This window comes from Pararhizobium capsulatum DSM 1112, from assembly GCF_030814475.1.
GTDB classification, from domain to species: Bacteria; Pseudomonadota; Alphaproteobacteria; order Rhizobiales; family Rhizobiaceae; genus Pararhizobium; species Pararhizobium capsulatum.
In genome coordinates this window covers 3,293,909-3,315,549 of the sequence record NZ_JAUSVF010000001.1, presented here as the reverse complement: position 1 = coordinate 3,315,549, position 21,641 = coordinate 3,293,909, and the positions used below count along the sequence as shown (strand labels likewise).

Annotated in this window: 20 protein-coding genes and 1 riboswitch; of the genes, 13 read left to right on the top strand and 7 right to left on the bottom strand. The window is 60.6% G+C overall.

Annotation, left to right across the window (positions count from 1 at the left end):
• Nucleotides 1–5: 5 nt before the first annotated feature.
• Together QO002_RS16035 and QO002_RS16030 are read left to right on the top strand one after the other, a co-directional pair.
• Nucleotides 6–887: an FkbM family methyltransferase gene (locus tag QO002_RS16035; RefSeq protein ID WP_307231416.1), complete on the top strand. Its 882-nt coding sequence runs from the start codon at nucleotides 6–8 to the stop codon at nucleotides 885–887.
• A 102-nt stretch (nucleotides 888–989) separates the two neighbouring features.
• Nucleotides 990–2,345, top strand: a complete 1,356-nt coding sequence (locus QO002_RS16030) for a GumC family protein (protein ID WP_307231412.1) — start codon at nucleotides 990–992, stop codon at nucleotides 2,343–2,345.
• Here the strand turns inward: QO002_RS16030 and QO002_RS16025 are convergent.
• From QO002_RS16025 to QO002_RS15995, 6 genes are all read right to left on the bottom strand, one after another.
• A complete protein-coding gene (locus tag QO002_RS16025) occupies nucleotides 2,329–3,744 on the bottom strand; it encodes an oligosaccharide flippase family protein (RefSeq protein ID WP_307231410.1) in 1,416 nt (471 codons plus the stop codon). The two genes, QO002_RS16030 and QO002_RS16025, sit on opposite strands and share 17 nt — an antisense overlap.
• A gap of 273 nt (nucleotides 3,745–4,017) precedes the next feature.
• The gene (locus QO002_RS16020) at nucleotides 4,018–4,752 is read right to left on the bottom strand and encodes an MBL fold metallo-hydrolase (protein WP_307231408.1); all 735 of its coding nucleotides are present in this window, start codon (nucleotides 4,750–4,752) and stop codon (nucleotides 4,018–4,020) included.
• Between the two features lie 11 nt (nucleotides 4,753–4,763).
• Nucleotides 4,764–5,846: an ABC transporter ATP-binding protein gene (locus QO002_RS30900; protein WP_370878507.1), complete on the bottom strand. Its 1,083-nt coding sequence runs from the start codon at nucleotides 5,844–5,846 to the stop codon at nucleotides 4,764–4,766.
• Nucleotides 5,843–6,631: an ABC transporter permease gene (locus QO002_RS16005; protein ID WP_307231406.1), complete on the bottom strand. Its 789-nt coding sequence runs from the start codon at nucleotides 6,629–6,631 to the stop codon at nucleotides 5,843–5,845. The genes QO002_RS30900 and QO002_RS16005 overlap by 4 nt, the downstream gene beginning before the upstream one ends.
• A complete protein-coding gene (locus tag QO002_RS16000; protein ID WP_307231404.1) occupies nucleotides 6,631–7,494 on the bottom strand; it encodes an ABC transporter permease in 864 nt (287 codons plus the stop codon). Before QO002_RS16000 ends, QO002_RS16005 begins: the two co-directional genes overlap by 1 nt.
• A gap of 267 nt (nucleotides 7,495–7,761) precedes the next feature.
• Entirely contained in the window at nucleotides 7,762–8,844 is a 1,083-nt protein-coding gene (locus QO002_RS15995; protein ID WP_307231402.1) for a polyamine ABC transporter substrate-binding protein, read from the bottom strand.
• Between the two features lie 112 nt (nucleotides 8,845–8,956).
• Between QO002_RS15995 and QO002_RS15990 the strand changes: the two genes are divergently transcribed.
• Nucleotides 8,957–9,580, top strand: coding sequence for a TetR/AcrR family transcriptional regulator (locus QO002_RS15990; RefSeq protein ID WP_307231400.1), 624 nt, complete (start codon nucleotides 8,957–8,959; stop codon nucleotides 9,578–9,580).
• Between the two features lie 19 nt (nucleotides 9,581–9,599).
• Nucleotides 9,600–9,992, top strand: coding sequence for a YybH family protein (locus tag QO002_RS15985; RefSeq protein WP_307231397.1), 393 nt, complete (start codon nucleotides 9,600–9,602; stop codon nucleotides 9,990–9,992).
• Between the two features lie 63 nt (nucleotides 9,993–10,055).
• Here QO002_RS15985 and QO002_RS15980 read toward each other — a convergent pair whose 3' ends face one another.
• Nucleotides 10,056–10,757: a L,D-transpeptidase gene (locus QO002_RS15980; protein WP_307233449.1), complete on the bottom strand. Its 702-nt coding sequence runs from the start codon at nucleotides 10,755–10,757 to the stop codon at nucleotides 10,056–10,058.
• A 268-nt stretch (nucleotides 10,758–11,025) separates the two neighbouring features.
• On the opposite strand from QO002_RS15980, the gene QO002_RS15975 reads away from it, so the two are divergent.
• The 9 genes from QO002_RS15975 to QO002_RS15935 all read left to right on the top strand — a co-directional run bounded on the left by QO002_RS15975 (nucleotide 11,026) and on the right by QO002_RS15935 (nucleotide 21,251).
• The gene (locus tag QO002_RS15975; protein WP_307231394.1) at nucleotides 11,026–11,718 is read left to right on the top strand and encodes a GntR family transcriptional regulator; all 693 of its coding nucleotides are present in this window, start codon (nucleotides 11,026–11,028) and stop codon (nucleotides 11,716–11,718) included.
• Nucleotides 11,719–11,952: 234 nt separating this feature from the next.
• Entirely contained in the window at nucleotides 11,953–13,518 is a 1,566-nt protein-coding gene (locus QO002_RS15970; protein WP_307231392.1) for an ABC transporter ATP-binding protein, read from the top strand.
• Nucleotides 13,508–14,584, top strand: coding sequence for an ABC transporter permease (locus QO002_RS15965; protein ID WP_307231390.1), 1,077 nt, complete (start codon nucleotides 13,508–13,510; stop codon nucleotides 14,582–14,584). The genes QO002_RS15970 and QO002_RS15965 overlap by 11 nt, the downstream gene beginning before the upstream one ends.
• Nucleotides 14,584–15,504: an ABC transporter permease gene (locus tag QO002_RS15960; protein ID WP_307233447.1), complete on the top strand. Its 921-nt coding sequence runs from the start codon at nucleotides 14,584–14,586 to the stop codon at nucleotides 15,502–15,504. The genes QO002_RS15965 and QO002_RS15960 overlap by 1 nt, the downstream gene beginning before the upstream one ends.
• Before the next feature lie 49 nt (nucleotides 15,505–15,553).
• The gene (locus tag QO002_RS15955) at nucleotides 15,554–16,654 is read left to right on the top strand and encodes a BMP family ABC transporter substrate-binding protein (RefSeq protein ID WP_307231388.1); all 1,101 of its coding nucleotides are present in this window, start codon (nucleotides 15,554–15,556) and stop codon (nucleotides 16,652–16,654) included.
• 58 nt (nucleotides 16,655–16,712) lie between these two features.
• On the top strand, nucleotides 16,713–17,924 hold the full coding sequence (locus QO002_RS15950) for an amidohydrolase family protein (protein WP_370878506.1): 1,212 nt from the start codon (nucleotides 16,713–16,715) through the stop codon (nucleotides 17,922–17,924).
• Nucleotides 17,924–19,519, top strand: coding sequence for a gamma-glutamyltransferase family protein (locus tag QO002_RS15945; RefSeq protein WP_307231384.1), 1,596 nt, complete (start codon nucleotides 17,924–17,926; stop codon nucleotides 19,517–19,519). Before QO002_RS15950 ends, QO002_RS15945 begins: the two co-directional genes overlap by 1 nt.
• Complete coding sequence (locus tag QO002_RS15940; protein WP_307231382.1) at nucleotides 19,516–20,775, top strand: amidohydrolase family protein; 1,260 nt, start codon at nucleotides 19,516–19,518, stop codon at nucleotides 20,773–20,775. Before QO002_RS15945 ends, QO002_RS15940 begins: the two co-directional genes overlap by 4 nt.
• Complete coding sequence (locus QO002_RS15935; protein ID WP_307231380.1) at nucleotides 20,772–21,251, top strand: nucleoside deaminase; 480 nt, start codon at nucleotides 20,772–20,774, stop codon at nucleotides 21,249–21,251. Before QO002_RS15940 ends, QO002_RS15935 begins: the two co-directional genes overlap by 4 nt.
• A 278-nt stretch (nucleotides 21,252–21,529) precedes the next feature.
• Nucleotides 21,530–21,632, top strand: a riboswitch (TPP riboswitch).
• Nucleotides 21,633–21,641: the final 9 nt, after the last annotated feature.

Sequence of the window (21,641 nt, the reverse complement as noted above, 5' to 3'; positions counted from 1 at the left end):
CCTTGTTGGGAGACTATCGTCGACAGTTGCGCGAAATCTCGGTTCAGGCGCCGACCATACCCCTGCCTCTGCTTCTGTGGCGGCTTGTTCGCTGGAAAATTCTTCGGGGCATGAACGGCTACGGCACTGTTCCGGTGCATGTGTCCAGCCGGATGAGGCTTCACGCCAGATCCGGTGATCACGGTATCCGCACAAGCATCTTCCTTTTTCGCGAAGCGTATGAGCCATCGGTTCGATTTGCCATCGACAGTTTCGTTGGTCCCGGCTCTGTCTGCTACGACATCGGTGCCAACCAGGGCTTGTGGTCGCTGCGCATGGCAGAAAGGGCAGGCCCGCACGGGCAGGTCTTTGCTTTCGAACCGATCCCCGACAATATCAGCAGCCTCCAAGCCAACGCAGCGCTGTCCGGTTGCGTCATCGGTATTTGCGCATTTGCCCTGGGCGATCGAGAAGGTCGGGTCGACATGCATCTCCCGCACGATGTCGGTTCGGGATCGCTTGCGGCCCATGGCGACGATACCGAGGTCACCAGCGTGGAGATGCGGCGTCTTGATGATGTCTGGCGGTCGCATGGATGCCCCGACGTCAGTCTCGTCAAGCTGGACGTGGAAGGTGCGGAGCTGCTGGTCCTGAAGGGCGCGAGCGCGTTTCTGGCACAGGTCATGCCGGTGGTGTGCTGCGAAATCAACCCGGAGCGGCTGGCGGCGATGGGGGCGAAGCCGATCGAGCTGGCAGAGATTTTCATCCGCCTTTCCTACAGGACCTTCGCCTGGGATGAGCAGAAGAACACGCTGGTTGAGTGGGAGATAGACTTCTCCCGAGACAGCAATATCGATGTGGTCTTCCTGCCTCCGGCCATTGCCGCCGCTCAGCGTGACGGCACGTGAGCTATATAATATAATGCGATTTGTGGTTGTTTTGATATTTTTAAAATAGAATTTTCGAATAAACTGATTTCAGGACGCAGAGCGTTAACGTTGAGGCCGAGCATGCGTACTGTATTCGATGCCTATTCCATACTTCTTCAGCAGCGTCGTCTTTTCACGATCTTTTTCCTGGTCCTTTTCATCGGGGGGGTGGGTGCTGTTTATCTGAAGCGGCCGACATTTGAATCCTCCGCCAAGCTGATGGTGAACATGGAGGGGCTGGGTGTATCGCTGTCGCAGGCGGAAGTTCCCGCGACAGGTCCGCAGGTTCAGGCCGTTGAGGCCGTAACGTCGCAGATCGAGCTTCTGACGTCGCGCGATCTGGTGGTCGAACTGGTGGATCGTCTCGGCATGGACACATTCCGTGCCCCGCCGCCGAAAAATCCAATCGTGCGCGCTGCCGTTCAGACGTTGGAAACCGTCAGTCGCGGCGTCGGCAATGCGTTGGCTACGCTGGGCCTTGTGCAGCCGGTCGGCGAACGTGATGCGTTGATCGAACAGCTCAGCAACTCGATCCGCGTCTTTCCCGTCCGCCAATCCCAGGTCATCGTCGTGAGCCTGCGGTGGCGCACCCCCGCCATCCCGTCACTTGCTCTGAGCACATTGCTGGAGCTTTTCAATGAGAAATCCAAAACGCTGGACGGCATCAGAAGTGAGTATGTGCTCTTTTCGGATCAGGTGACGCAGGCGGCGGAAGCGTTGGAGAAGGCGGAGGCGGAAGCGCGCGCGTTTGACCAAACCCATGACATCGCCGATCTGGCGCGGGAAAAGCAGATGCTGATTGACCGGATCGACCGGCTGACGGCAATGCGCACAGACGCTGGCCTGGGTGAAACAGCGACCGCCCCCCCCACCGGTCAAAGCGATATCGCGGGTGCTGGCGAGCAACTGACGCAACTGCGTTCGCGTCTTTATACGCTCAATGAAGAACGGGCGAAGGCTCTGGCTTCCTTTACGCCCGAACACAGGACGGTGCAGGAGCTGGATCGCCAGATCTCTGAAACGAAGAAGGCGATGGTCGAGGAAAATGCGGCTGTTGGCGCAGCGATCAAGGCCTCGCACACCCGGTTGCAGGTGTTGCTTGGCGCGGAGCAATCCAACAACCGCATTCAGCGCAATATCGAGCTCGCCACGCAGGCCTATCAGACCTATCGAAAAGTGGCGAGTGACCGGCAGAATATGCTTGCTCACGAGACGATCGTGCATGTGCAGACGATCGACGCCCCGAGCCAGCCTATCCGCCCACTTGGTGCGAGCCGGTTGATCTGGGCCATTGCAGCCCTGGTGGTTTCCCTGGTTCTCGCTGCAATCGCCACGCTGGCGTTGAACCTGCTGCGCCAGCGGCAAGAGACGACATCCGCGATTGCCACGATCGAGCCGCCCTCCGAGGCCACGCTACGGCTCAAATCGGGTTTCTGAGCTTGAGCACGCGCATCAATCCCAAGCTGATTGCTGCATAGAGAAGAAGGCCCAGTCCATCCCTTGCAATATCGACCGCCAGCCCGTTTTCGAAGGTCAGCCATAGACAGGGAGCGGCGCCGAGAACGGCAGGGGCCGCCGCGCGCAGAAGTGGCGCATTGCTTGCATATTTCCGGCGGATCATGGCGGTGGAGACAACAGCCGCGCAGATCGAGGACAGGCAAAATGCGGTGGCGGCGCCGGTGGCGCCATGGACGGGGATGATGGAGAGGCCGAGCAAGGATTGGCTCGTCACGAGCGAAAGCACGACGGCAACAGTGTGCCGCTGTTCACCTGCTCCGAGCAGCAAAGCGAGATTGAGATAGTAGATCGCCACAAACGGGTAGGCGGCAAACAGAATAACGATCAGCTTCTCTACACCTTCGAAACTGCGCGACAGCAAGATCGACATGATCGGCGCAGCGAATTCCACGCTCAGGACTGCTCCCAGAAACCCGCCGAGCAGGACGAGGCGGAAGGCCCAGGCATAGAGATCTGCGAGCTGGGTACCCTCTTCCCTGTGGAACTGGATGAAGCGCGGGGCGAGTACCGACCCAACGGCAAGCGGCGCGATCACGGCGGCATCCATCATCCGGGCGGCCACTCCATAGACGCCGAGTTCCGGGCCGGCATGGAACCAGCCGAGCACGATCAGTTCCACGCGCGCTGAAATGATGAACAGGCCAAAAACCAGCGCGTAGGGGAGCGCCCGCGGAATAACCGAGAGGCATAGCGCAAGGTCGCGGCGCATACGCAACGCAATGCCGGCTTTGCGCAGGCCGGTATAGAGAACGGCGACATAGGCGATATTGGCTGCAACGAAGACGGCGGCCACGCTTATTACGCCACCTCCGGAAGCCATAGCCGACAAGCCAAAACCCACCTGCGCGACGGAGAGCGACAGGTGTGCCAGCGCGATCGTTGAAAATCGGCTTTGGCTCTGCAGCAGCGCTTCGAGCACCGAGGCGAGCGCGGTGAGATAGAGGCCGCAACCTGTCACCAGGACCAGCTGCGGAACGGGCGTTGTGAATCCGAAACCAAGGAAAAGCAGGACGACCGCGAGATTTGCAACCGCTGCTGCTGCCAGCCTGAACGGCAGGAATGCCGCCGCGTAATCCTGCCCGCGCTTGATATCGACGGACGCCTCCCGAAGAAGAAATCGCCCCAGGCCGATGTCGGCCAGCGCGTCGAAAATAATGACAACGGACAGAACAAAATTGAGATAGCCGAAATCTTCGGCTCCCACGTATTTCGCCAGATAGAGGATGTAGAGGAAATTGAGCGCTCTTGCGAACACCTGAACGGAGAGCAACAGCCCGACATTGGCGAAGAAGCGGAGATTGACCGGGATGTTTCTCAATTCCGAATGCCCCGCAGTGGCGTATCGATTACAAGAGTAACTTGCACGGCAACCGCCCCGACTGCCCGTTTTCGACCGTAGCCGCAAAATGTGCAGTTGGCGATATCTTGTTAGAAGACGGTAATGCAGGGATGTTGCGGACAATGGCTCGCAATACCAAGTCCGGATGATTCCTATCATCCAGACTTGGTATAAGGTGGCACTGCTGCCAGGACCCTATCGATGGAAGGCGGGCTTGCCGGATCGAAAGCCCGGTTGAAATGTTGGTCCCTGTTAGAACGCCTTCTGCTTTTCCTCGATCCAGTTGCGGATGACGTGGCGATACCGCTCGCCATCGAAACTCGGGAAATGGCCGCCGTGGACGATGCGGACCGGATAGTCGAGCAGACGCTTCATCGACGCCAGGTAGTCTTCGGCATCGGAGTGATAGGTGTCTTCAATCAGCGGGCCGTCATAGAGAATATCGCCTGAAAACAGGATCTGCGTCGCCTTCTCGTAAAGGGCAATGCCACCGGGGGAGTGGCCGGGCGTGTGGATCACCTCGAAATGACGGTCCCCCAAATCGATGACGTCACCATCGACAAGGATGCGCGTTGCCGGCGCCTTCTTCACGGCGTAGCAGGCCGAGCAATACGGTTCCGGCGGCAGGCTGTCGAAGATGTCATCGGTGACGTAGGGATCGGCAAGCGTGTTGAGCCGCGTCGGCGCTGCCATCAGTTCGGCTTCCTCCGCATGCACGGCGCGGCATTCGAATTCGTGGTGGCAGCCGATATGGTCGAAATGGGTGTGGCTGGCGACGGCTGTCAGGGGGCGTTCGGTGACGAGCGGCACCCATTGCCGCAGGGAGACGACACCCATGCCGCTATCGACAAGCATGTCCGCGTCACGCCCACGCACGTGCCAGATGTTGCAGCGGTAAAACTCCTTGATATGTGGCTCGCTGATGAAGGTCACATCGTCGCCGAGACGCTTGACGGCATACCAGTCTGCGGGCGCGATACGCTGCATGTTCGGATCTCCTAGGCCGCGGGCAAAACGGTGAGGCCGGCGGGGTCGAGCGCGAGCGTGATCCTGTCGCCGGGAGCTATGGGCGCCGACTGTGGCATGTGGGCGATCAGCGAGAGATCGCGGGCGGCGAGGGGCGACAGGTGGCAACGGAAATGTGTGCCGAAGAAGGCACTGCCTGTCACTTCGGCCTCACCGAGGCGAATGCTCGATTCTTGCGTTGCTAGATGGATGTGTTCAGGGCGGACGCAGATGACGACCTTGTCACCCGCTTTCGGTTTGCCGTGCGTGAAGCGTGAGAGTGGCAATGCGGCCGTGCCGGTTGCCGTTTCGATCTTCACGCCGTCGGTGGCAACCTCCAGAACATGGCCGGGCAGCAGATTAACCTCGCCCATGAAGCCTGCCGAGAACAGCGACTTCGGCCGCATGTAGATATCGGCCGGCGGGCCGAAATCCTCGATCCTGCCCTGGTTCATGACGACGATGCGATCGGCGATGGCCATCGCCTCTTCCTGATCGTGGGTCACATGCACAAAGGTGGTGCCGACGCGCTTCTGGATGGCTTTTAACTCGTCCTGCATCTGTCGGCGGAGCTTGAGATCCAGCGCACCGAGCGGCTCGTCGAGCAGGAGGACATCCGGATCGACTGCGAGTGCGCGGGCGAGTGCCACGCGCTGGCGCTGGCCGCCGGAAAGCTCGTGCGGCTTCCTGTTGGCGGATGCCTTGAGGCCCACCAGATCGAGAAAACCGAGTGCTTTTTCTTCCCGCTCATTCTTTCCCATGCCGCGCATGCGCAACCCGAAGCCGACATTGTCGGCAAGTCGCATATGCGGAAAGAGCGCGTAGTCCTGAAACATGGTGGTGGTCGGGCGTTTAGCCGGTTGCACGCCTGTCATGTCCTTGCCGCCGATTGAGATCGAACCGGACGAAGGTGTCAAGAACCCGCCGAGAATGGAAAGCAGCGTAGTCTTGCCGCAGCCGGAAGGGCCGAGCAGCACGATGAACTCGCCGGCTTCGATATCGAGCGACACGTTGTCCAACGCCGTGAAGCTACCGAAGGTTCTGGTGGCGCCCCTGACGGATACGGATGCAGTCATGTCTTGCGGTTCCTGCCAAAGAGGGTGAGTTCGAGCACCAGCAATACAGCGACCGAGCCGAGGAAGACCAGCGAGCCGATGGCGTTGGTTTTGGGATTGAGGCCGGAGCGCAGCATGCTCCAGATCTCAACAGGCAAGGTTACGTCGAAGCGCGACAGCAGGAAAGCTATGATGAATTCGTCCCAGCTGAAGGTGACGGACAGGAAGAAGGCGGCAAGGATGGAGGGCATCAACATCGGTGCCGTCACCAGCGCCATGACCTTCAGATCGTTGGCGCCCAGATCGCGCGCCGCGCGCTCGATGTTGATGTGATGATCGCCCATCGAGGCATAGATGATGGCAAAGCAGAGCGGCAGGTTGATCACCACATGGCCGATGCCGACCGTCCAGAGCGAGAGCGGCACTTTCACGGCATTGAGGACGGCGAGCAGGCCGAGCGCGATGATCAGGTAGCTGACCGTCATCGGTGCGATGAGGAGACCACGCTGCAGGGCCGAGCCCGGAAGCTTGTAACGTGCCAAGGCGTAGGCTGCGAGAAAGCCGAGCAGGCAGGCGACGGTGGAAGAGCCAGTGGCGACCAGGAAGGAATTGCCGAGCGCCGCCATCAGCTTGCGATCGGCAAACACGGCCTCGTACCATTGCAGCGAAAATCCGTTGAAGGGGGGAACGGGCAGGCGGCCGTCCTGAAAGGAAAATAGTACGAGCACGGCGACGGGCAGGAAGATGAAGCCATAGATGATGATGAGATAGCCCCAGCCGAACGAGCGGGAAAGAAGATCGCGCATCAGGCCCTCTCTATCCGCAGCCAGCGGGCGCAGAGCACATAGGCGGCGGTGACGGCCAGCATGAGGATGATCGACAGTGCCGCTGCCATCGGGAAATCTGCCCGCCGGCCGATCTGCAGCATGATGATCTGCGGCAGCACCAGCTCGTTGTTGCCGCCGAGAATCTGCGGCGTGATGTAGTCGCCGATGCAGAGCACGAAGGTCAGGAAGGCGCCGGTCATTATGCCGGGCAGCGTCAGCGGCAGGATCACGTGCCAGAAGGTCTGGAAGGCGTTGGCGCCGAGGTCCGCTGCGGCGCGGCGATAGTTCGGCGAGAGCTGGACGAGGTTCGAATAGATCGTCAGCGTCAGCAGCATGACGAAGAAGTGCACGAAGCCGATGACCGTCGCGGTGCGGTTGCTGGCGATCTCCAGCGGTTCAGTGATCAGGCCGATGCCCATCAGCGCCTGATTGATGACGCCACCCTTGGAAAGCACCAGCAGCCAGGAATAGGAGCGCACCACATAGGAGGTCCAGAAGGGCAGGATGGCGAGGATCAGCGCCATGCGCTGGAGGCGCTTCGGTACACGCTCGGCGATGATCCAGGCGAGCGGGTAGGCGAGAAGCACTGAGAGGATGGTGACGGTCAGGGTGATTTCGAGCGAATTAGTCAACCCACGCAGCAGCGCATTTTCGCTGAAGAAGCGGAGATAATTGTCGAAGTTCCAGACGTGGACGATATCGCGGCCCTGGCGCGACCAGAGGCTGAGGGCGGCCATGTAAAGGAACGGCACGACGAAGAAGGCAAGCGTCCACAGCAGCGCCGGGGCGACGAAACCCCACGCCCTGCGGCGTTCCTTGTCTTCAAGCGTGATCGTGGTCATGGGCGTTCAACGGGGTTGTTGGAAGAGGGATGATCGGTCGTCTTTGGTTTGACGGAAAGAGTAAGCAGTTGGGATAAAGAAAATCGACGCTTGCCCCCTCTTCTCCCCAGCGGGGAGAAGTGCCGAGCTTGCAAGGCGATGAGGGGTATCTCCACTTGTTCAGAGCCAGCCGCCCCCTCTTCCGGCGCTAAGCGCCACCTTCTCCCCGCTGGGGAGAAGAGGGAGCCAGCGGCTCCATTGTGCGCATTCAAGAGCAGGGAACTTTTCCTACTGCTGCATCATGTTCGTCCAGGCGTCCTGCATCTTCTTGTCGAGTTCGGCTGTCGGGATCGGGTAGAGCTGGGTATTCTTCAGGTAACCGGCCTGGTCGTCCCAGCGCAGGGCCTTCTTCTGCTCGGCATCGAGGTGGTCGCCGGCCTTCTGGTTGGTCGGCATGCCCCAGTAGCAGGAAGAGGTCGCAAGCCGCGCCTGGCCTTCGGGGCTCAGGATATATTGCACGAACTTCAGCGCCAGCTCGGGGTTCTTGCTTTCCTTCATGACGCTGATCGACTGCGCCCAACGCACGGCGCCCTGTTTTGGAACTGTCCAGTCGAGGTTGGGCTTGTCCTTGGCGAGCGAGGCTGTGATCCATTCGCCGCCGCCGACGAGGATATCGACTTCGCCGGTTGCCAGCGCTGTCTGGGAGGAAACAACGTCGCTCACCTGCTTGGAAGCCGCCTTCATTGCCGAGAGCTTCTCCTCGATCGCCGGCATGTCGGCATCGGAGAGATCGGCGGTCTTCTTGCCGAGACCAAGCTGCACGAGGCCGATCATCGGCAGGTAATAGTCATAGAGCGCGATGCGGCCCTTGTACTTGTCCGACCAGATGACCGAGAGGTCTTCCATGTCCTTCGGGTCGACCTTGGTCTTGTCGTAGGAGATGGTGTTGTAGCCGAATTTTTCGGTGACGGCGTAGGTCTTGCCGTCCTTGCCATTGTTGGCTTCCATCACCAGTTCGGGGAAGAGATCGGCGTTGGGCAGGGCGCTGGCGGGCATTTCGCCGAGCACGTCCATGTCGATCAGCCGGTGAACGTCCACGGCGTCGATGACCATGACGTCCCAATCGCCCGGTTGCGACTGTTCCAGGATCGAGATACCGGCGCCGGTGCCTTCGTATTCCTTGAGATTGACCTTGACGTCGTTTGCCTTCTCGAACGGCTCGATGAGGGCCGGATCGGTATGGTCGCACCAGACGAGTGCGTTCAGCTCTTCAGTGGCGTTGGCCTGTCCGGCGGTGATTGCCGTCAGGGCGATGGTTGCGACGGATGTGAAAAATCGGCGCGCCGCGCCGCTTGCAATCGATGTGCTCATTTTTAGCCCTCTGGTTTGAACGCTCGTTTTGGCGCCTTGGAAAAAAGATTGAGTGAATTCATTTTTTAAGTCAATATGAAAACTGAAGGCATTCAGAAAAAGGAAAACGCGGGTGACGGGGCTGCGCGCAAAACAGAAGGCCGACAAGAACAGACGCATCCTGGAGGCGGCGACGACGCTGTTCCGGGAGGTTGGCTACGATGCTGCGCGGATCGAGGATATCGCCGAGCGCGCCGAGGTTTCTGTCGGCACTTTCTATAATTATTACCAGAACAAGGGCGACATGCTGCTTGCGACGGTCGCCATGGAGGTGGAGGAGGTGCTGGAGGCCGGCGAGCCGATCGTCGCCAATCCTCCCGCCGGCGTGCTGGCGGCACTCACGGCGCTCATCAACCAGTATTACGACCATTCTCTCGTCTATCTCAGCAAGGAGATGTGGCGCACCGCCATGGCGCTTTCGATCCAGCAGCCCGAAACACCGTTTTCCAAGCGCTATACCGATCTCGACCGCAGGCTTTGCACGCAGGTCTCGACGCTGGTGCAGAAGCTGCAGCAACGGGGTGCGGTTCTCATGGGTATCGATACGGTCGCCGTTGGCGCGATGTTCTTCAACAACCTGAACATGATGTTCACGGAGTTCGTGCGCGACGAGGCGATGCAGCTGGAGCGATTGAAGGATGACGTCGCGCGCCAGAACAAACCGCTGGCGTCGCTGATCAGCACACCTAATTTCTAAAAATACTCCGGGAGGAACTATGGATACCGAACTGTCGAGCGTGTTGGCTGCGGCCGACCAGTTGGTCGAGGCTTTTGGCCGACATGATACGGATGCTTACTTCGCCGCCTTCGCGCCGGATGCGAGCTTCATCTTCCACAATCTCGACCATGTTCTCATGAGCCGCGCCGACTACCGCGCAGAATGGAGGCTCTGGGAGGAGCGCGATGGCTTTCGTGTGAAAGACTGCCGCTCAAGCGAGCGCGCGGTGCGCCTCGCCGGTGACGTCGCGATCTTCTCGCATCGCGTTGAAACGACGGTGGAATTCAACGGGGAGCCGGTAACGTCAGTTGAACGCGAGACGATCGTCTTCGAACGTTCAGAAGACGGCAGCTGGCTCGCCATTCACGAGCATCTTTCCAAGCTGCCGTGATGAAACGTCATCTCGCAAGGGCTTCCCTGCGAGATGGAGGAGGCGTCTGATACCTATCACCCGTTACTGGCGCACCACGATGCGGGCCTTGTAGGGCACGCGATCATAGAGATCGATGACGTCCTGGTTCATCAGGCGCACGCAGCCTGACGACACGGCCTTGCCGATGGAATTCCACTCGGGCGAACCGTGCAGTCGGTAGAGCGTGTCCTGGCCATTCTGAAAGATGTAGAGCGCACGGGCGCCGAGCGGGTTCTTGAGGCCCGGCTCCATGCCGCCATTGACGATGGAGTAGCGCTCGAGGTTCGGCTGGCGGGCGACCATCTCATTCGGCGGCTTCCAGCGCGGCCATGCCTGTCGCCAGTGGATCACGCCTTCGCCCTGCCAGGCGAAACCGTCGCGGCCGATACCGACACCGTAACGCATGGCCGTGCCACCCGGTTCGACAACATAGAGGAAGCGCGAAGGAGTATCGACAACGATCGAGCCCGGCGTTTCACCGGTCGGGTCGATGACGCGCTGGCGATAGAAGCGCGGATCGATCTTCTCGAAGGGAATCGCCGGAATGAGGAAGCCGCCATCCTCAATCGGACCATACATCGACACGAGCTCTTCCTGCGTCGGCGGAATGACGGGGCGGCTGATGCGGGTAGGCACCGGCGTGGACCGGCCGCCGGGCACGGTGGAGCATCCGGCAAGCAGGGTGGTCATGGAGGCTGCGCCAAGGATGAAGGTCCTTCGCGAAAGACTGTATTCTGGAGGCATTTCGTCGGTATCTTTCAAAAGGCGTCCGGCGATGTGCCGGTCTTGCCGGTCTAGGAAGAGAGTGCCGATACTGACAAGCGGCCGGTGATCACATCCGCGTCATACTGTGGAAAGCTGCGGCAACATCTGCGTCGGCGTGGCAGGGATGCTACATATAAGCTTTGGCTGCGATATGCCTTTGCCAGACATGCGCCGAGGGGGGCGGTTGCTGTATACGTCAAGGCGGGATAGAACCGTGGCAATGTATACGTAAGCAGGCACCCGCAGAATGTCGTCAAATTCCGACCGCGTAGAAATTGCCCACCGGACCCTGCGTCAGGCCATTATTGAGCAGGCATTGAAAGCCGGTACCAAGCTGCCGGAGGACGATATCGGGCAGCATTTCTCGATGAGCCGCACCCTCGTGCGTGTCGTGCTATCAAAGCTTCAGGCTCAGGGCCTTGTCGATACCTACCACAAGCGGACGGCGACCGTTGCCCAGCCGAGCCTTGAAGAGGCTCGCGACGCATTCGCTGTTCGTCGTGCGCTTGAGCGTGAGGTGATGAAAAGCGTCATGAAGCGCTGGAGCCCTGTGATCGAAAAGATCCTGCGCGAGCACGTGCAGGAAGAAGAGGCGGCCCATGCAAAAGGTGACGTGCGTCTCTCTACACGCCTAGCCGGAGAGTTCCATCTGAAGCTTGCCGAGCTTTCCGGCAATGCGCTGCTGGAACGCTATCTGTCCGAACTTGTATCCCGCTGCTCGCTTATCCTTGCCATGTATAGCCGTCCGCATTCCAGTGAATGCGCGATCAGCGAGCATTCGTCCCTGATCGGTGCGCTGAAATCCGGCGACCTCGCCGTTGCCGAGCATCTTATGGACGAGCATCTCTCCTCCGTGGAAAGCCGCGCCCTAATCGAGGAAGACCTCGCGGTGGAGCCGGAACTGGGTACGATCCTGTCGCGCTACACCAGCCGCGGCTGATCTGCCGCTTTTTCGATCACGTATACAAGAATTTGCATCTTATGTAGACGTTGTCGCCGCAATGGCGGAGACGCTGCGAGTAGTTTCCTGCGTCGTGTTGGCCGTGATCGAGATTTTTATTGAATGATTCCTACCGTTTAGCTGTATCTTGTGATCGGTTCGATGTATTGCGATACGTCGTGGCATCTGTCTTGCATACATGATTATCAAGATCATGTAGCCAAGAATTTGCCCATGTCATCAAGCGCAGCAGCACCGTCAGAATATCGCCTTGAGCTTCGCGGAATCCGCAAGGCCTATCCGTCCGTGATTGCCAATGATGGTGTGGAGCTCAGGGTTGCACCCGGCGAGATCCATGCCGTCGTCGGTGAAAACGGCGCGGGCAAGTCGACGCTGATGAAGATCATCTACGGTATGGTTCGGCCCGATGCCGGCGATATGCTTTGGAATGGACGTGAAGTGGAAATCGCTTCACCTGCGGATGCGCAGCGGCTCGGCATCGGCATGGTGTTCCAGCATTTCGCCCTGTTCGATACGTTGACTGTCGCTGAAAACATCGCGCTTGCCATGCCGGACAAGCCGCGGCTTGATGCGCTTTCTCGTGATATCAGCGCCATGGCCGAGCGTTACGGCCTTCCGATCGATCCGCGCCGGCATATCTACACCATGTCAGTCGGCGAACGGCAGCGGGTCGAGATCGTGCGGGCGCTGCTGCAGCATCCGCAACTGCTGATCCTCGATGAGCCGACATCGGTTTTGACGCCGCAGGCGGTGGAGACATTGTTCGTCACCCTGCGCCAGATCGCGGCAGATGGATGCAGCATTCTCTATATCAGCCACAAGCTCAACGAGATCCAGGCGCTGTGCCACAGCGCCACCATCCTGCGCGGCGGCAAGGTGACCGGGGTTTGCGATCCCCGGCAGGAAAGCCCGGCCTCTATGGCGCGGCTGATGACCGGTAACGATCTGGCCGCAGTCCGCCAACGCCGGCAGATGAAGGGGCAGCCAGTCCGACTGGAGGTCGAGAAGCTCGACCTGCCGACCGACGATCCCTTCGGTACGACCCTACGGGATATCAACCTTTCGGTGCGTGGCGGTGAAATCCTCGGTATCGCCGGTGTGTCGGGCAACGGGCAGGCGGAACTGCTGGCGGCCCTTTCGGGGGAGGCAACGCTGTCGCAGCGCCAGACGATCCGCATAGATGGCAGGCCTGTCGGTCACCTCGATCCATTGCGTCGCCGGGCGCTTGGCCTCTGCTCGGTGCCGGAAGACCGGCTGCACCAGGGCTCTGTACCATCCCTGCCATTGTCCGAAAACGTGCTGCTCACCGCCAATCGCAAGGGTGCGGTGGAGAAGGGCATGATCAGCTTTCGTGGCGTCACGGCTTTTGCGGAGCGCTGCATCAAGGCTTTCGATGTCCGATGCTCCGGTCCGCAGGCGCAGGCAGGCAGCCTGTCCGGCGGCAACCTCCAGAAGTTCATCATCGGACGGGAAATCCTGCAGGAGCCCGGCGTGCTCGTCGTCTCGCAGCCCACATGGGGCGTGGATGTCGGTGCTGCGATCGTCATCCGTCAGGCGCTGCTCGACCTGCGCGACCGGGGTGCGGCGATCGTCGTGATTTCGGAGGAGCTGGACGAATTGTTCGAGATTGCCGACCGCATCGCCGTCATCGCCGGCGGGCGTCTCACCGAAGCCGTATCGCGCGAAGCGGCGAACCGGGATGCAATCGGTATCGCCATGGCGGGCGGCGAACTGAAGGTCGAAGAGGGCACGACACAGGAGATGGCCCATGCGCTTTGAGCTGCGTTCGAAACCTTCCCGCATCATGGTCTGGTGCTCGCCGCTGATCTCGCTTTCGCTGACGGCGATCGTCGCGATGATCATCTTCGCCTCCGCCGGGCTCGATCCGCTTGCCTCGCTGGTGACGTTCCTGACGGCCCCGCTGGTCGATCTCTACGGTTTGGGCGAATTGCTGATCAAGGCCGCACCACTCGTGCTGATCGCCATCGGCCTCGCCATCGGCTTTCGCGCCGGTATCTGGAATGTCGGCGCCGAGGGGCAGCTGACGGTCGGCGTCATCTTTTCCGGCTATGTTGCGCTTCACTATGGTCCAAGCGGCAGCGGCTGGGTTCTACCCGCGATGGTCATTGCCGGTGCTGTCGGCGGCATGGTCTGGGCCGCGATCCCGGCCTGGCTGCGGGTACGGTTCAACGCCAATGAAATCCTCGTCAGCCTGATGCTGAACTATGTGGCGGCGCTCTGGCTCTCCTGGCTGATCTTCGGTGCCTGGCGCGATCCCGCAGGCTTCAACTTTCCCCAGTCCGAGCCGCTGGCGCCGGCCGCGCTCTTTCCGACACTGATCGAAGGCACGCGCGCCAATGCCAGCATTATCTTCGCCGTTGTTGCGGTGGTGCTGGGCTGGATCTTCGCCAGCCGCTCCTTCGCGGGTTTCCAGTTGAAGGTTACTGGGCTTTCGGAAGGGGCGGCCCGTTATGCAGGTTTCAGCATCAGTCGCGCGGTCTGGATCGGCATGCTGGTGAGCGGCGCCGTGGCCGGTATCTCCGGTGTTGGCGAGATCGCCGGGCCGCTGGCGCAGATCTTCCCGACGGCGTCTCCGGGCTACGGCTATTCGGCGATCATCGTCGCCTTCCTCGGGCGGCTGAACCCGATCGGCATTCTGCTTTCCGGCCTGCTGATGGCGTTGCTCTATCTGGCCGGCGATCTCGCGCAGATGTCGCTCGGCATGCCGTCCTCGATCACCGGCCTGCTGCAGAGCACGCTCCTGTTCTTCCTGCTTACTACTGATGTCCTCGTTCAATACCGCATCCGTCTGCGTGGCCCGATCAAGGAAGGTGCATCCGCATGATGAACCAGTTTCTCCCCATCCTGATCGCAACTCTGGTCGCCGGAACGCCTCTGGTCTATTCGGCCCTTGGTGAACTTGTGGCCGAGCGCTCCGGTGTTCTCAACATGGGTGTCGAGGGCATGATGGTGATCGGCGCGGTCGTTGCCTTCATCGTGATGATGACCACTGGCAGCCTCTTCCTCGCGATCATCGCGGCCATGCTGGCGGCGATGCTGCTTGCCCTGATGTTTGCCGTTCTGGCGGTCAGCTTCCGGGCAAATCAGGTGGCGGTCGGCCTGGCGCTGACGATCTTCGGCACCAGCCTCGGCTCCTATCTCGGCAAGTCCTATGTCGGCATGGCGATCGTCATGGAGCCGTCTGTGCTCACAGCCTATGCGGCGCGCATTCCGCTGCTTGGAAGCGTGCTCGGCCAGCTTCATCCGCTGGTGTGGCTCTCCTGGGTGCTGTTTGCCGGGGTCTGGTTCTTCCTGCAGCGCAGCCGCGCAGGCCTTATCCTCAAGGCTGTCGGCGAAGCCCCGCTGTCGGCCCATGCGCTCGGCTATCGCGTCAGCGCGATCCGCTATCTCGCGACCCTGTTCGGTGGCGCGATGGCGGGCGTTGCCGGCGCCTATATCTCGATCGTCTACACCTCGCTCTGGACCGAAGGCCTGATCGCCGGCCGCGGCTGGATTGCCGTGGCGCTGGTGGTCTTTGCGACATGGCGACCGGTGCGTTGTTTTCTCGGTGCCTACCTGTTTGGCGGTGCGACCATCGCGCAGCTTTTTGCCCAGAGTGCCGGCATTGGCCTGCCTTCCGAACTCATGTCCGCCTTGCCCTATCTCGTCACCATCATCGTGCTGGTGCTGATTTCCCGCAATGCGGCGCTGATGCGCCTCAACATTCCCGCTTCCCTTGGAAAGCCTTTCACCGCGGAAGGCTGATGCCCCGGCTTGCCGGATCGATAACGAAATCAAAAAGAGAGGAACTGAAATGAGCAATTTTTCCAGACGTGATTTCCTGAAGACCAGCGCAGCCGCATCGCTCGTCATGGCCGGCGGCACGAAGATGCTGCTTGCTGCCGATGAAGTGCTGAAGGTGGGCGTGATCCACATGGGCGCGATCTCCGATACGGGCTGGGAGTATTTCCAGGCCAATGCCTGGCGGGCGCTCGAAAAAGAGTTTCCGGACAAGGTGAAGGTTACGGTTCTGGAAAATATCGCCCAGATCCAGGATTGCGAGCGCCTGTTCCGCCAGCTTTCCACCCAGGGCCACAAGCTGATCTTCGGCACCACCTTCTCGCAATATGCCTCGCTGAAGAAGCTGGCACCGATGCTGCCGAATTCGCATTTCGAGTGCTGCGCCGGTATCGATGCGGGCGACAATCTCGGCGTCTTCGAAGCGCGCCACTATGAAGGCACCTATCTCACTGGCATCGCGGCTGGCCGTATGACCAAGACCAATGTTCTCGGCTGGGTCGGTGCATTCCCGGTTCCGCAGGTTATCTACAGCCTCAACGCCTTCCTGCTCGGCGCCCGCAGCGTCAACCCGGATGTGGTGCTGAAGGTCGTCTGGGCCAACGCCTGGGTCGATCCCGGCAAGGAGAAGGATGCGGTTGCGGCTCTCGTCGCACAGGGCGCGGACGTGCTTTCGGGCAGCCCGAACACGCCGGTCCAGGGCTTGGCCGCCGAGGAGAAGGGCGTCTGGTCGATTGGCAGCACCGGCGACTTCTCGGCCTATGTGAAGAAGAAGCAACTGGTTTCCTTCGAACTCGATTGGAGCTCCGCTCACATCAATGCGGCCAAGGCTGTCATGGCCGACAGCTGGAAGCCGGAGAGCCGCTGGCTCGGCCTCGGTGACGGTGGCTTCGTCAAGATGACGACAAGCAGCCCGGAACTGCCGGAATCCGTCGCGGCCGAGATGAAGGCAGCTGAAGCCGACATCATCAGCGGCAAGCTCAAGCCCTTCACCGGCGAGATCAAGGACCAGTCGGGCGCGGTGAAGGTCGCTGCTGGCCAGTCGCTTGCCGATGCCGATATCAAGAGCATGACTTGGCTGATGGAAGGCGTTCAGGGCACATTGCCCCAGAACTAAAGAGAATTGGGATGGCCGCTCTCAACGGAGCGGCCATCCTTCAGCATGACGACAAGAGATGGAGAAACCGGTGAGCACGATCGATACAGTTTTTACCAATGCCAAGCTGGCCGATGGCAGGCTTTGCGACATAGGCGTCTCGGGAGGCCGCATCGCGTCGATCGAGCCTGCCGGTGCCAAGCCCGCGACCGCACCGGTCGTCGATATCGCCGAGGCGCTGCTCGTTGCGAGTTTTGTCGAAGGCCATATCCATCTCGATACGAGCTTCTACGGCGACAAGTGGATACCTCACAAACCCTGCACCAATGGTTTCGACGTGCATGAGCGCGTTGCATTTCAGGCTCAGAACATGGCGCAGGCGGCACCGATGATTGAGCGTGCGCGCAGCCAGCTCGAGCTTTGCGTGTCGAACGGTACGCTGCAGATGCGCAGCCATGTGATGGTCGATGGTTCCGTCGGATTGACGTCGCTGGAGACGATCCTGAAAGTGCGCGAGGAATACAAGGGTCTCATCGACATCCAGCTCGTGGCCTTTCCCCAGAGCGGCATCCTGAAAAGTCCCGGCACACCGGAACTGATGGACGAGGCAATTGCGCTGGGTGCGGATGTGGTTGGCGGTCTCGATCCCGGCAGCTTCGACCGGGACGTGAAGGGTCATCTCGATGTCGTCTTCGGCATTGCCGAGAAGCGCGGCGTCGATATCGATATCCATCTGCATGACGCGGGATCGCTCGGCGCTTTCACCATCGAGGACATCTGCGCCCGTACGACGGCGCTCGGCATGCAGGGGCATGTCGCGGTCAGTCATGCCTATGGTCTTGGCGACCTTGCACCGGAGGCGGCGAAGAAGATTGCGGCGTTGATCGCCGAAAGCGGCGTTTCGATCATGACAAATGCGCCGGGCAATCACAATTTCCCGCCCGTGGCGCTTTTGCGCAAGGCGGGCGTGACCGTGTTCAGCGGCAGCGACAATATCCGCGACAGCTGGTGGCCCTATGGCGATGGCGACATGCTCGGCCGTGCCATGATGATCGGCTACCGGTCTGGCTTTTATACGGACGAGGAGCTGAGTGCTGCATTCGACGTGGTGACGGCGGCTGGCGCCAAGGCTCTGCGTCTTGAAGGCTATGGTATCGCTCTCGGCGCCAAGGCCGATTTCGTGACGCTCGCGGCAGAGCATGTGCCGGAAGCTATCGTTGCCATTCCGAAGGGCCGCAAGGTCTTCAAAGAAGGCCGGCTTGTGGCGCAGGATGGCGCCGTGGTGCGCTGATGTCCGCGCAGGTGAGGCAGGGCGCAACCACCAATGCGGTTTCGCGCACCGCCATGGTGACGTCGCCGCATTGGCGCGCGACGGAGGCCGGCGCGGCGGTGCTGCGTCGTGGCGGCAACGCCATCGAGGCGCTGGTTGCCGCGGGTGCGGCGCTCTCCGTGCTCTATCCGCATTTCTGCGGGCTGGGGGGCGATGCTGTCTGGATGGTGTCTGATGCGTCCGGTGACGTTCGCACGTTTCTGGGAATCGGGCAGGCTGCTGAGGCCGTAAGCGACATAACCGAAATTCCGCTGCGCGGCCCAAAGTCCACGCTTACGACAGCTTGCCTTGCCGATAGCTGGGAGAAGGTGCTCACTCATTCCTCCAGCCACTGGCAAGGAAAGGAGAAGCTCGCATCACTTCTTGACGAGGCGATCGAGATCGCCGAAGGCGGCTTTGTCGTGAGCCGGTCCCAGAGCTTCTGGCATGATTTCCGGCGCACCGAGCTCGGAAACTGGCCGGGTTTTGCCGAGACTTTCCGTGGCGAGGGGGAGCAGCGCCAGCCGGCGCTTGCCCGGACGATTCGATCACTTGCCAAGAATGGGGCGAGGGATTTTTACGAGGGTGAAATCGCCCACCGTATTGCAGGGGGATTGGCGGATGTCGGCTCGCCGTTGACATCTACCGATCTTGCCCGGACGCAGACGCGTGAGGCGGCACCCATAACTCTGCCCTATCGGGGGCTGGATCTCTTTGCTCCACCGCCGCCGACGCAAGGCGTGACGACGCTTGGCATCATGGGCGTATTGGGGAACCTTGCCATCGGCGATCTGCCGCCTTCCGGTGCCGCCTACTATCATCATCTTGTGGAAGCGGTGAAACAGGCCTTTCTCGATCGGCATCGCATCGGCGATCCGGATTTCTCAACAGATTCCGCGATGACCGCGCTGCTAGATGATGAAATCCTGTCGCGGAAGGCAAAATCGATCGATCCGGGCAAGGCTATGGCCTGGCCTCATGTCCATCGTCAGGGCGACACCGCCTTTCTGGGTGCCGTCGATGCGGAAGGGCGTTGCGCCTCCCTGTTGCAGAGCATCTATTTCGACTGGGGCAGCGGCGTCGTCGTCGGCGATACCGGCATTCTCTGGCAAAACCGTGGAGCGGCCTTCAGTCTCGATCCGGCAAGCCCGAACCGGCTCGAACCCGGAAAGCGGCCGTTCTACACGCTCAATCCCGGCATGGCGCTCAAGAATGGCCGGCCGCATCTGCTCTATGGCACACAGGGCGCCGACGGGCAGCCTCAGACCTTGTCGCTTCTAATCAGTCTCCTTGCCGATCATGGTTTCGATCCGCTGGCAGCGCTTTCCCATCCACGCTTTCTGCTCGGGCGCACATTCTCCGACACGCGCGACACGCTGAAGATCGAGGCCAATCTTGGCGAAGCGGCAATCGCCGGCCTTTCCGGCCTGCAGCACGAGGTCTCGGCCATCGACGCCTTCAGCCAACTCGGCGGACAGGCAGGTATCATCCGCATTGCCGATGACGGTTTGATTGAGGGTGCCCACGATCCGCGCAGCGACGGTGGTGCGATCGGGCTTGCGGAGCAGGCGGCATGATCTTCGATCTCGTCATCCGCAACGCCCGTATCGAGCAGGGCGGCGCGCTCGTTGATTTAGCAGTCCGCGATGGGAGGATCGTGGAGATTGGCTCGGATTTCCGTTGCGAGGCTATCGAAAGCTACGATGCAGCTGGTTCCTTCGCCTTCGGCGGTTTTGCCGATAGCCATGTGCATCTCGACAAGGCCTGCATTCTCGATCGCTGCCGGATCTGCGAGGGAACGTTGGCCGAGGCGGTTCGCGAGGCGGCGCGGTTGAAGCCCGGTTTCGACGAGGCCGACGTCTATGCACGGGCGGCGCGCGTTGCCGAAAAGGCGATCATCCACGGCACGACACGGTTGCGCACCTTTGTCGAGATCGATCCACGCGCGGGTTTTCGTTCCTTTGACGCAATCAAGCGCATTCGCGCGGACTATGCCTTTGCCATCGATATCGAGATCTGTGCCTTCGCCCAGGATGGGCTGACCAACGAGCCTGAAACCTTTGCGATGCTGGACGCCGCTCTTTCCGACGGCGCGGATATGATCGGCGGCTGTCCCTATATCGATCCCGATCCGACACGGCATGTCGAGCTTATCTTCGATCTGGCCGAAAAACACGATGTCGCCATCGACTTCCATCTCGATTTCGATCTCGATCCGCTCAACACCAATCTTCCGACAGTGATCCGTGAAACCCTTCGCCGAGGCTGGCAGGGCAGGGTTGCCATCGGCCATGTCACCAACCTCTCGGCCATGTCGCCCGACAGGCTTATGGAAATTGCAGCAGGCCTCGTCGAAGCCGGTATTGCATTGACGGTGCTGCCGGCCACGGATCTGTTTCTCAATGGCCGCGAGCATGACCGGCTGGTCCCGCGTGGCGTGGCGCCGGCGCATCTGTTTGCAGCTGATGGTGTCGTCACCTCGGTCGCCACCAACAATGTGCTGAACCCGTTCACGCCCTTCGGCGATGCCTCGCTGATCCGCATGGCCAATCTCTATGCCAATGTGGCACAACTCTCCCGTGACCAGGATCTGGATGCTGTCTTCGGCATGGTCAGCCATTCGGCTGCGCGGCTGATGGGTGCTGACTATGCCGGCATCGAGGTGGGGGGCGAGGCGACGATCGTGCTTCTGGATTGCAAGGGACCACGCGAGGCTGTGCGCGAAATCGCGCCTGTTCTCGCGGGCTGGAAATGTGGTCGCAAGAGTTTCGACAATGGCCGCCCGGTGATTTTCCGGAATGTGGGCGAAAACGGCAAGGAGAACCATCCATGATTACCGATACCGATCTCAAGCATCTGCGCCGCTGCGTTGAACTGGCTGCGGCGGCGGTCGAAGTGGGTGACGAACCCTTCGGCTCCGTCCTTGTCGCGGAAGACGGCTCGATTCTTGCCGAGGACCGCAATCGCATTTCCGGCGGTGACCACACCCGCCACCCGGAATTTGCCCTTGCCCGGTGGGCCGCCGAAAACATGGCCGTGGACGATCGCCCGATAGCGACAGTTTATACCTCTGGTGAGCACTGCCCGATGTGCTCGGCAGCCCATGGCTGGGTCGGCCTCGGGCGGATCGTCTACGCCAGTTCATCCGCACAACTGGGGCAATGGATGACAGAGATGGGCCGCGATCCTTCACCCGTGCGCGGCCTTGCGATAGGCGACGTCATCCGCAATGCGGATGTGGACGGGCCTGTGGCCGAGCTTGCCGAAGAGGTCCGCAAACTGCATCTGAAGTGCCATGGAGCCGGCTGAAAACGGCTTTAAACTCCGTTTCGGCGACTTTTACGGTGGTCGGATTAGCCGGATGCTTCAGCATTTTTTGACAGCCTTGCCCCAAACTCCGCGTCATCCTCAGTCTTGTGTCGAGGATCTGCTGACCTCTCAAAAAACACGCCCTGGCAGATCCTCGGCACGAGGCCGAGGATGACGGAGGGTTTCAGACTTTGTCAGCAGTCTGCGACCGCTGCTCCGTCCTTTCATCCTCCTGCAAGGATCGCATTGACAGACCGGACAAAAGCGGACAGGTTCGCCTCAATTCCGAGGGGGGCATCGAATGATGCTGAGATGGCGGTGAGCCGGACCCTTGAACCTGATCCGGGTCATGCCGGCGTAGGAACGGAAACAGGGGCCGGCAGGCAACCC